The 11014-nt window shown below is 61.2% G+C and carries 13 protein-coding genes; all 13 read left to right on the forward strand.

The window, feature by feature from the left end:
* Positions 1-265: 265 nt before the first annotated feature.
* Positions 266-655, forward strand: coding sequence for a phasin family protein (locus GSQ73_RS04500; RefSeq protein WP_158881365.1), 390 nt, complete (start codon positions 266-268; stop codon positions 653-655).
* Between the two features lie 261 nt (positions 656-916).
* Complete coding sequence (locus GSQ73_RS04505; RefSeq protein ID WP_158881367.1) at positions 917-1282, forward strand: ATP synthase subunit I; 366 nt, start codon at positions 917-919, stop codon at positions 1280-1282.
* 3 nt (positions 1283-1285) lie between these two features.
* On the forward strand, positions 1286-2092 hold the full coding sequence (atpB, locus tag GSQ73_RS04510) for a F0F1 ATP synthase subunit A (protein WP_158881369.1): 807 nt from the start codon (positions 1286-1288) through the stop codon (positions 2090-2092).
* 63 nt (positions 2093-2155) lie between these two features.
* The gene (gene atpE, locus GSQ73_RS04515; protein ID WP_158881371.1) at positions 2156-2449 is read left to right on the forward strand and encodes a F0F1 ATP synthase subunit C; all 294 of its coding nucleotides are present in this window, start codon (positions 2156-2158) and stop codon (positions 2447-2449) included.
* A gap of 99 nt (positions 2450-2548) precedes the next feature.
* Positions 2549-3019 (forward strand): F0F1 ATP synthase subunit B, encoded by a 471-nt coding sequence (locus GSQ73_RS04520; RefSeq protein ID WP_158881373.1) that lies wholly within the window; start codon positions 2549-2551, stop codon positions 3017-3019.
* Positions 3020-3022: 3 nt separating this feature from the next.
* The gene (locus tag GSQ73_RS04525; RefSeq protein WP_158881375.1) at positions 3023-3556 is read left to right on the forward strand and encodes a F0F1 ATP synthase subunit delta; all 534 of its coding nucleotides are present in this window, start codon (positions 3023-3025) and stop codon (positions 3554-3556) included.
* Positions 3557-3714: 158 nt separating this feature from the next.
* The gene (atpA, locus tag GSQ73_RS04530) at positions 3715-5265 is read left to right on the forward strand and encodes a F0F1 ATP synthase subunit alpha (protein ID WP_158881377.1); all 1551 of its coding nucleotides are present in this window, start codon (positions 3715-3717) and stop codon (positions 5263-5265) included.
* 119 nt (positions 5266-5384) lie between these two features.
* A complete protein-coding gene (atpG, locus tag GSQ73_RS04535) occupies positions 5385-6302 on the forward strand; it encodes a F0F1 ATP synthase subunit gamma (RefSeq protein WP_158881379.1) in 918 nt (305 codons plus the stop codon).
* Positions 6303-6376: 74 nt separating this feature from the next.
* Complete coding sequence (gene atpD / locus GSQ73_RS04540) at positions 6377-7789, forward strand: F0F1 ATP synthase subunit beta (protein ID WP_158881381.1); 1413 nt, start codon at positions 6377-6379, stop codon at positions 7787-7789.
* Between the two features lie 106 nt (positions 7790-7895).
* On the forward strand, positions 7896-8321 hold the full coding sequence (locus GSQ73_RS04545; RefSeq protein WP_158881383.1) for a F0F1 ATP synthase subunit epsilon: 426 nt from the start codon (positions 7896-7898) through the stop codon (positions 8319-8321).
* Positions 8322-8541: 220 nt separating this feature from the next.
* Complete coding sequence (locus GSQ73_RS04550; protein WP_254063264.1) at positions 8542-8967, forward strand: hypothetical protein; 426 nt, start codon at positions 8542-8544, stop codon at positions 8965-8967.
* A 62-nt stretch (positions 8968-9029) separates the two neighbouring features.
* Positions 9030-10406 carry a bifunctional UDP-N-acetylglucosamine diphosphorylase/glucosamine-1-phosphate N-acetyltransferase GlmU gene (glmU, locus tag GSQ73_RS04555; RefSeq protein ID WP_158881387.1) on the forward strand — a complete coding sequence of 459 codons (1377 nt, stop codon included), beginning with the start codon at positions 9030-9032 and terminating at the stop codon, positions 10404-10406.
* A gap of 190 nt (positions 10407-10596) precedes the next feature.
* Positions 10597-11014 (forward strand): retropepsin-like aspartic protease (locus tag GSQ73_RS17890; RefSeq protein WP_254063286.1); only part of this gene is annotated, 418 nt, incomplete at its 3' end.

The raw sequence follows: 11014 nt of genomic DNA on the forward strand, positions 1-11014 counted from the left end.
CGATGCGAACGGGCGGCTTTTTAGGGCCAAGAATCCGGTCAGTTTTCTTTCGCTACCGCTCGAAGTGTCTTGCTCGCGCAAGCGATGGCGGTGCCTACGCTCTACCAATATTGCGCGTCGCCATAATTTCCGGTACGTGACAAGTTGACGTTTTGAATGAATATTTGTGAACTGGTCTGCATCCCGAATACAAAATATATTGCATTGCACCAAAAGTGTTGGTAGAGTTCGTTTCACTACCCCATCCTCAGCGAGGACTACGACCATGACGCAGCAACTCAACAATCAGCTTTTCGCTTTCACCAAGCAGCTCACCGATAGCGCCTTCAAGGCACAGTCGCTGGCTCTGAAGGGTCTGGAGACGGTCGCCGAGCTGCAGCTCAAGGCGCTCGAGCAGCAGGCCCAGGTTTCCGCCGAATTCGTCGCCGAGGCGATGGAAACGCGTGACGCCAACGGTCTGCGCAGCCTGTGGGAAAAGGGCAGCAGCTTGAGCCGTGACAACGCCGAGCGCGCTGTTGCCGTGTCGCAGGAAGTCCTGGCCATCACCCAGAAGACCGCCGAGTCGCTGAATGCGCTCGTGCAGGAACAGCGTCAGGCCGCCAACGACGCCGTCGTCGTTCCGGTCGTTGCCGCCGCCAAGAAGGCTGCGAAGTAGGACTTCAGTTCGTAGAAATCACGGCTTCATCGTGATCGCAGGGCCGGGCATTCGTGTCCGGCCCTGTTTGCGTGTGTATCGCTAAAGCCCGCGATGACGCGTCGCGGCAACCGATCCAATGCAAATTCTGCGAAGCGGGACGAGATGTCGCAGGGCTTCCGGGTTGTCGGTGTATTCGGCGCGCTGATATACTTTTGCGGATTGGATCGTGGCCCGTGGCTCTGTCGGTGCCGCCTGGTGTAAACCGCGCGGAGACGTTACGTGCTCAATAGTCTTGCCTCTGGTCGACGTCTCGCCTTGCGCATAACACTGCTGCAGCTTGCTGTGGCGGCATTGGCCGGCCTCGGTTTTCTGGCGCTGGGGCGCCGCGAAGCGGTGTCGGCGGCAGCGGGAGCAGCCGTGGTGGCTTTGGGAACCGCGTTGCTGTCGATGCGCTTGTTCAGCGGATTGAGTGGGGCGGGAGTGGTACTGAGCCGACTGATGACGGGAATGGTCCTTCGATGGGCCGTGATCGTCGGAGGGCTTTTGGTGATCCTGGTCGAATACAAACTGCCGCCGCTGGCCGCCATTTCGGGGCTGGTGGCTGCCTTCGCGGTTTATTTGTTGGCGTACAGATTCAAGGGTTGAAGCATGGCAGGCGAGCCGCAGGGCGGACTAACCGAATATATCCAGCACCATTTGACGCATCTGATGCCACACGCAAATCAGAGCGGCTTCTGGGCGGTGCACATCGACTCGGTTTTCGTGTCGTTGCTGCTGGGCGTGGTTTTCAGCCTGCTGTTCTGGTTGAAGGCGCGCAAAGCCACGGCCGGCGTGCCGGGTAAGGGTCAGGCGTTCGTCGAGATCGTGCTGGAGTTCGTCGACGGACAGGTCAAGGACGTGTTCCACGGCGACCGCCGCATTCTCGGGCCGCTGGCGCTGACCGTATTCCTCTGGGTTTTCCTGATGAACGCGATGGATCTGCTGCCGGTCGATCTGCTGCCGTGGATCACCGAAAAATTCGGCCTCGGTCATTTCCGCGCCGTGCCCACTGCCGACATCAACATGACTTTCGCGATGTCGCTGACGGTGTTCGTACTGATCATCTTCTACAGCTTCAAGGCCAAGGGTGCCGGCGGATACATGCACGAGCTGTTCACCGCGCCGTTCGGTGCGCATCCCTTGCTTTGGCTTCCCAACTTCGCGCTCAACATCGTCGAGTTGCTGTCCAAGCCCGTGAGCCTGGCGATGCGACTGTTCGGCAACATGTATGCCGGCGAATTAGTGTTCATGCTGATCGCCGGCTTGTTCAGCGCTGGCAGCTGGGCGCTTTATGGCATGGGCATCATCGGCTACACGGTGTGGGGCCTCTTCCACATTCTGATCATCGGCATCCAGGCTTTCATTTTCATGGTGCTGACCATCGTGTACATCTCGATGGCGCACGACCACCACTGATTTAGTTACGCACTCTCATTCAACCGCTTCAAATTTTCAGTTTCAATTTCTCAGGAGATCACCGTGGAACATCTCGTTCAGTTCGCTCAAATCCAGGGCTTCACCGCCATCGCGCTTGGCCTGATCATCGGCCTCGGTGCGCTCGGTGCGTGTATCGGTATCGGCATCATGGGCTCGAAGTTCCTCGAAGCCGCCGCCCGTCAGCCGGAGCTGGTGCCGCTGCTGCAGGGTCGCATGTTCCTGCTTGCTGGTCTGATCGACGCAGCCTTCCTGATCGGTGTTGCGCTGGCGATGTACTTCGCCGTGGCGAACCCGCTGCTTGGTGCGGTTCTGTCGGCTGCGGGCAAGGGCCAGTAAGAACCGTGTCTCGGCGCGCATTCTTGATGCGCGCCGAACATTTCCGGCACGGGCGCAAGTCCGTGACCGTTTCATCCCGTATCTACAGGTAACGCAGCGATGGATTTCAACGCGACCTTGATTGGCGAAATGATTTCGTTCGCCATCTTGATCTGGTTCTCTGTCCACTTCATCTGGCCGCATATCAACAAGGCCATTGAAGAGCGGCAGATCAAGATTGCCGAAGGGCTGAATGCGGCCGAGCGCGCGCATGCCGAATTGAAGGAAGCCGACACCAAGGTGGAGGCCGAAATCAAGGTGGCACGTCAGCGGGCTGGCGAAATCATCGACAAGGCACAGCAGCAGGCCAATCAGATCATCGACAAGGCTCGCGCCGAAGCGATCGTCGAGATCGACCGGCTGAAGGCTTCAGCGCAGGACGACATCGCGTCGATGGCGCAGCGTGCGCGTGACCAGTTGCGCGAGCAGGTCGGTGCACTGGCGGTGCAGGGTGCCAGCAAGATCGTGCAGCGCGAAGTCGATGCCTCGACGCATAAGGCGTTGCTCGACCAGCTCGCGGCCGAGATCTGATCGATGGCACAGGCAATCACTCTCGCCCGTCCGTATGCACGCGCCGCTTTCGAAGTGGCGCATGCAACCGGTGCGCTGGATGCGTGGTCGCAGGCGTTGGCGTTTGCTGCCGCCGTTGCCAAAGACTCGCGCGTGGCCGAACTCGGTGGCGATCCGCGCATGTTGTCCGCGCAGCTCGTTGCGCTGCATTTGCCGGAAAACATGGCAGTCGATTCGCCGTTCGCGCAGTTCCTCGGCGAAATGGCGGAGCAGCGTCGGTTGGCATTGCTGCCGGAAGTCGCCGATCTGTACGAAGCGTTCAAGCGCGAATCCGAGTCGCAGCTGCTGGTCAAGGTGACCAGCGCGATGGCACTGGACGCGGCGCAGGCGGAACAGTTGAAGGCATCGCTGAAGCGCCGCTTCAAGCGCGAGATCGAACTGGAAACCAAGGTCGATGCCTCGCTGCTTGCCGGCGTGGTCATCGATACCGGTGAACAAGTGATCGATGGCTCGGCGCGCGGACGGCTCGCACAGCTGGCGAGCGCCCTGAGTCAGTAGTTTTACGCGAAGTCTCTTCGCGACGAGCAAACCGGTCGTCAATGACCGGACGAATTAGGTGATACGCGAAGTCGTTTCGCGAAGAGCAAAACCGACCATCCGTTCCGTGGTCGGACTCTGAGAAAGAGCTTCGATTCTAAATTTTCAGGATGACAAACATGTCCAGCACGACTTTGAATCCGTCCGAGATCAGCGAACTGATCAAGAACCGCATCGAGCAGTTCAAGCTTGGTGCGGAAGCGCGCAACGAAGGCACGATCATCAGCGTGTCCGACGGCATCGTGCGCATCCACGGCCTGGCCGATGTGATGCAGGGCGAAATGATCGAGCTGCCGGGCAACTCGTTTGCGCTGGCGCTGAACCTCGAGCGCGACTCGGTCGGCGCCGTGGTGCTCGGTGAATACCAGCACCTGCGCGAAGGCGACACCGCCAAGACCACCGGCCGCATTCTCGAAGTGCCGGTCGGCCCTGAACTGCTCGGCCGCGTGGTCGATGCGCTCGGCCAGCCGATCGACGGCAAGGGTCCGCTCGGCGCCAAGCTCAACGCAGCGATCGAAAAAGTTGCTCCCGGCGTGATCTGGCGCAAGTCGGTCGATCAGCCGTTGCAGACGGGTTACAAATCGGTCGACGCTATGATCCCGGTCGGCCGCGGCCAGCGCGAGCTGATCATCGGCGATCGCCAGACCGGCAAGACCGCGCTCGCGATTGACGCGATCATCGCGCAGAAAGATTCCGGCATTAAGTGCATCTACGTCGCGATCGGCCAGAAGCGTTCGTCGGTGGCCAACGTCGTGCGCAAGCTCGAAGCGAACGGCGCGCTGGCCAATACCATCGTCGTGGTCGCCTCGGCATCCGAGTCGGCCGCGCTGCAGTACGTTGCGCCGTATTCGGGTTGCGCGATGGGCGAGTATTTCCGCGATCGCGGCGAAGACGCGCTGATCGTGTACGACGATCTTTCCAAGCAGGCCGTGGCGTATCGCCAGATTTCTCTGCTGCTGAAGCGGCCGCCGGGTCGCGAAGCGTATCCGGGCGACGTGTTCTATCTCCACTCGCGTCTGCTCGAGCGCGCATCGCGCGTGTCCGAGGAGTACGTCGAGAAGTTCACCAACGGCGAAGTGAAAGGCAAGACCGGTTCGTTGACCGCGTTGCCGATCATCGAAACGCAGGGCGGCGACGTTTCCGCGTTCGTGCCGACCAACGTGATCTCGATCACCGACGGCCAGATCTTCCTCGAGACCGACTTGTTCAACGCCGGCATTCGTCCCGCCGTGAACGCCGGTATCTCGGTGTCCCGCGTCGGCGGTGCCGCGCAGACCAAGATCGTCAAGAAGCTGTCCGGCGGTGTGAAGCTGGCGCTGGCGCAGTACCGTGAGCTGGCCGCATTCGCGCAATTCGCCTCGGATCTCGATCCGGCGACGCGTGCGCAGCTTGATCGTGGTCAGCGCGTGGTCGAACTGATGAAGCAGGCGCAGTACTCGCCGCTGTCGATCGCCGAACTCGCGCTGTCGGTGTACGCCGCCGAGAAGGGCTACCTCGACGACCTGCCGGTGAACAAGGTGCTGCCGTTCGAGAAAGGCCTGCACGCGTTCATGCACCAGAACCAGGCCGAGCTGATGAGCAAGATCGTCGCCACCGGTGACTGGAACAACGACATCGAGGCGACCTTCAAGTCGTCGCTCGACGAGTACAAGAAAACGGGTAGCTGGTAAGAGAAGCCGGAAATCGAGAATCGGGAATAGGGATTCGGAAAGCAGGGCTTCGCGGCTTCAGGCGATTCCCGAATCACCACTCCCGATTCCCACGAGCGAGCAAAGCGAGCGAATAAAGCATGGCCAGCGGACGCGAAATCAAAACCAAGATCAAGAGCACGCAGAACATGCGCAAGGTCACGCGCGCGCTCGAAATGGTCTCTGCTGCAAAGATCCGTCGTGCGCAGGACTTGATGAAGGCCTCGCGCCCGTACGCGCGCGCCATGCGCAAAGTGATCGCGCACGTCGCCCAGGCCAGCACCGATTTCAGCCATCCGTTTCTGATCGAGAGCGACAAGGTGGCGCGGGTCGGTTACATCGTGGTGTCGACCGATCGCGGCCTGTGCGGCGGCCTCAACTCCAACCTGTTCCGTCGTTTGTTGCCGGTGATCGCCGAGCAGCAGGCGCACGGCGTGCAGGTGGACGTGGTGGCGATCGGACAGAAGGCGATTTCGTTCTTCCGTCGGCTCAAGGGCATCAACCTGATCGGCAGCGTCAGCCATCTCGGCGAGAAGCCGAAGCTGGAACAACTCGTCGGCGTGATCAAGGTGATGATGGACGCCTATACGGCCAATGGGCTGGATCGCGTGTTCCTCGCCTATAACGACTTCGTCAACACCATGACGCAGAAGCCGACCATTGACGCGCTGCTGCCGTTGCCGCTGGTGGCAGCGGAAATGGAAGCGCATCAGGCATCGGGTCAGTCGGCATACGCCGGCGTCAAACTCGAGGCGAGCCACGACTGGGATTACATCTACGAGCCCGACGCGCAGGCCGTGCTTGAGCACGTGCTCGCGCGCTACGTGGAGTCGGTGGTGTATCAGGCGGCGCTGGAGAATCTCGCCAGCGAGCACGCCGCGCGCATGGTCGCCATGAAGAGCGCGTCGGACAACGCCAACAAGGTGATCGGCGAACTGACGCTCGTCTACAACAAGGCGCGCCAGGCAGCGATCACGCAGGAAATTTCTGAAATCGTCGGCGGCGCGGCGGCAGTTTAAGCAACACCCAACCTATTCATGGCGACGCGAAGCGGCGCCGACACAGACACTAAAAGATCCATCCGGAGCATTCCATGAGCCAGGGTAAAGTTGTTCAGATCATCGGCGCGGTTATCGACGTCGAGTTTCCGCGCGATCAGGTGCCGCAGGTATACGACGCACTGAAGATCGACGGTACCGAGATCACGCTGGAAGTGCAGCAGGTGCTGGGCGACGGCGTCGTGCGCACGATCGCGCTCGGTTCCACCGACGGCCTGCGCCGCAATCTGATGGCGCGCAACACCGGCGAAGGCATCAAGGTGCCGGTCGGCAAGCAGACGCTCGGCCGCATCATGGACGTGCTCGGCAACCCCATCGACGAAGCCGGCCCGATCGGCGAAGAAGCGCAGTGGGTAATCCATCGCGAGGCGCCGAGCTACGACGACCAGGCAGCCGCGAACGATCTGCTGGAAACCGGCATCAAGGTGATCGACCTGATGTGCCCGTTCGCCAAGGGCGGCAAGGTCGGCTTGTTCGGCGGCGCCGGCGTCGGCAAGACCGTCAACATGATGGAACTCATCAACAACATCGCGAAGGCGCACGAAGGTCTGTCCGTGTTCGCCGGCGTGGGCGAGCGTACCCGCGAGGGCAACGACTTCTACCACGAGATGAAAGACTCCAACGTGCTCGACAAGGTCGCGATGGTGTACGGCCAGATGAACGAGCCGCCGGGCAACCGCCTGCGCGTCGCGCTGACCGGCCTGACCATGGCCGAGTACTTCCGCGACGAGAAGGACGCGAGCGGCAAGGGTCGCGACGTGCTGTTCTTCGTCGACAACATCTATCGCTACACGCTCGCCGGTACCGAAGTGTCCGCGCTGCTCGGCCGCATGCCGTCGGCCGTGGGTTACCAGCCGACGCTGGCCGAGGAAATGGGCGTGCTGCAGGAGCGCATCACCTCGACCAAGACCGGTTCGATCACCTCGATCCAGGCCGTCTACGTGCCCGCGGATGACTTGACCGATCCGTCGCCCGCCACAACCTTCGCGCATCTGGATGCGACCGTAGTGCTGAGCCGTAACATCGCGTCGCTGGGCATTTATCCGGCGGTCGATCCGCTCGATTCCACCAGCCGTCAGCTTGATCCGAACGTGATCGGCGTCGAGCACTACGACGTCGCCCGTCGGGTGCAGGGCACGCTGCAGCGCTACAAGGAACTGAAGGACATCATCGCGATTCTCGGCATGGACGAGCTGTCCGAAGAAGACAAGCAGGCCGTGTCGCGCGCACGCAAGATCGAGCGCTTCTTCTCGCAGCCGTTCCACGTGGCCGAAGTGTTTACCGGTTCGCCGGGCAAGTACGTGGCGCTGAAGGAAACCATTCGCGGCTTCAAGATGATCGTCGACGGCGACGTGGACCATCTGCCGGAGCAGGCGTTCTACATGGTCGGCGGCATCGACGAAGCGATCAAGAAAGCCGAAGACATGGGCGCCAAAAAGGCAGCCTAATCTTGAAAGCGGGAACAGGGAACGGGAACAGAACGAGCCAGCGAGCGCGTACTTGATCTAACCGTTCCCCATTCCCCATTCCCGTCGAGCAAAGCGAGACACTTAAATGACCCAAACCATTCGCGTCGACATCGTCAGTGCCGAAGCCGAGATTTTCTCCGGCGACGCGACCATGGTCATTGCCACCGGCGAGCTGGGCGAGCTGGGCATCACGCCGCGCCACGCGCCGCTGATCACCCGCCTCAAGCCCGGTCACGTCGACGTGGTGCTGGCCGATGGCGAGCGCCAGCAGTTTTACGTATCCGGCGGCATTCTCGAAGTGCAGCCGCAAGTCGTGACCGTGCTGGCCGATACCGCCGCGCGCGCCTCCGATCTGGATGAAGCCTCCGCGCAACGTGCCAAGAAGGAAGCCGAGGACGCTCTCGCCAACCGCACCGACGCGATGGAAATCTCCGAAGCGCAAGCCAAGCTCGCCGAAGCGATGGCGCAGCTGCAGGCACTGGAGCGTATTCGCAAGAATCTCAAGCACTGAGGTTTTCGCAAGCAGCAGCGTTATCGAACGCCGGCCTTGTGCCGGCGTTTTTGCGTCGGCACTATCGGTGCCGAACAACTACTCAAGGATGAACCGCATGGCGCTCACGCCCACGACATTCCGGTGCGTCCCCATCGTCCTGCTGGCCCTGCTCGCCGGATGTGCCGTCCAAGTGCATAAGCCAGCCACACCGCCCGCTACAGGCGACGCTTCCTGGCGCGTGAAGCAAGACGCAGATACCGCGCACTACACCTTGGCCATGGGCGATGTGGCCACCGGCGCGAACGTGTTGCCGGCTGCACCACCGATCTATCCGGCAGATCAATTAGCCGCGTGTCCGCCTCCCGTGGAAGTGGAAGCGCTGGTGATCGTGGGCGGTGACGGCAAGGTCGGCGAAGTGCGCGTCGCCGACGAATCGCGGGCCGCTGCGAATCGTCGATCGTTCATCGCTGCAGTGCGTGCCGCAGTCATCCAGTGGACATTCGCGCCGCTCAAGATCGATCACTGGGCTGCCGACGCCGAGGGCAACAGCCATGTCGTGGACAGCGAGACCAAACCTTTCAGCCTCGGCTATGTCTTTCGTTTCGCATGTCATGCGGGAAAGGGGCAGGTGTCCAGCAATGCATCGGCCGGAGGTCATACCTAGCCGGCAGGCGCACCGAATCCGCTGCTATGCTTTTTCGATTGATACCGTCCAGGCAGAGATCGATGGAAAACCTTCCGCTGCACGTTGTTGTCCTCGCGGCTGGTGCCGGCACGCGCATGAAATCGAACCGGGCCAAGGTGTTGATGCCGCTGGCCGGCCGGCCTCTCCTGGGACACGTGATCGCCGCCGCGCGCGCGCTGAAACCGTCAGCCATCCACATCGTCTACGGACACTGCGGCGAGCAGGTGCAAGCCGCGTTTGCCGAGCAGACCGATCTGCAATGGGTGTTGCAGGCCGAACGGCTGGGCACCGGCCACGCCGTGGAGCAGGCGCTGGCAAATATCCCCGACGGCGTGGAGGTGCTGGTGCTCTATGGCGACGTGCCGCTGACGCGCATCGAGACATTGCGCGAACTTGTAGACGCAGATGCGGTATTGCGACTGCTCACCACGCGCCTCGCGGATCCGCATGGTTACGGCCGCGTGCTGTGCGACGGTAGTGGTTACGTGCACGAAGTGGTCGAGGAGAAAGACGCCACGAATGATCAGCGCGCGGTCGGCCTGGTCAACACCGGCATCCTCGCGTCGGATGCGCAGGCGTTGCGCAGCTGGATTGCACGGCTGGATCGCAACAACTCACAGGGCGAGTATTACCTCACCGACATTTTCCGCATGGCGGCTGTCGAAGGACGCGCAGCGCTCAGTGTCGAATGCGTCGATCCGGTGGAAGCTGCCGGTGCCAACAATCCGCTGCAACTCACCGAACTGGAAGCGGCGTATCGCCGTCGTGCCGCGCATGCATTGCTCGCCGATGGCGTGCGCCTGTCTGATCCTTCGCGTATCGATGTGCGCGGCACGGTAACGGCGGGTCGCGATGTTGAAATCGATATCGACGTGATCCTCGATGGCGATGTGACGCTGGGCGACGACGTGCGCATCGGCGCGTTTAGCCGCCTCAAGAATGTGCAGCTCGCCGCCGGTAGCGTGGTGCAATCGCACTGCGATCTCGAAGGCGTGATCACGCATGGCCCTTGCACCATCGGTCCGTTCGCGCGCCTGCGCCCGGGCACCGAACTGGACAGTGGCGTACACGTCGGCAATTTCGTCGAGACCAAGAAAACCCGCATCGGCGAAAACAGCAAGGCCAATCACCTGAGCTACCTCGGCGACACCGAGATCGGTCGCGGCGTGAACATCGGTGCCGGCACCATCACCTGCAACTACGACGGCGTGAACAAAAGCCTCACGCGCATCGAGGACGGGGCGTTCATCGGCTCCAACAGCGCGTTGGTCGCACCGGTCACTGTTGGAGCGATGGCGACCATCGGCGCCGGCTCGGTGATCACGAAAGACGCGCCCGCTGGCGAACTCACCGTGGCGCGTGGCCGTCAGCAGACGCTGATGGGATGGAAGCGGCCGGAAAAAAAGTCTCCGGCATAGATTCTTTTTGAGCATGAACACTGGCCGTCATCAGAAACGCGGCGTTGGGCGTTGAATCCAGAAAGTCATATGGGGAAGAGTGATGAAGGTATTGCGATTTTGTGTCGCGGCGGCAGGTTTTTTGTTCGCTGCGAGCCCAATATGGGCTGCAGAATGCCATCTGAAACTGTATGGCACTTTGCAAGTGGAAATGCTTGGCGAGCAACCCACCACGTTGATCAAGATCAACGGTACCGATAAGCGCTTCATGCTTGATACCGGCGCCTTCTACAGCTTGATGTCACGCGCCGATGCACAGACGCTGGGGCTGAAGACCAGAGACCTCCCTTTCGGTTTTCGCATCAGTGGCGTCGGCGGCGACGCTTCGGCGCGGTACACGCAGGTCAAGGAATTCGGCATTCTCGGCACGACGCTCAAGAACATCGAATTCGTCGTGGGCGGCAGTGACACGAGATATGCATTGATTGGCGCCAACCTGCTCGATATCGCCGATCTGGAAATCGATCTGGCTCACGGAAAGATGACGCTGTTCAAGCCCGAGGGCTGCGATAAATCAGCGCTGGCTTACTGGTCCAAGGACGGCAATTACAGCACCGCCGATATCGTAT

Origin of the sequence: Rhodanobacter sp. L36 (assembly GCF_009765755.1) — a bacterium.
GTDB lineage: Bacteria > Pseudomonadota > Gammaproteobacteria > Xanthomonadales > Rhodanobacteraceae > Rhodanobacter.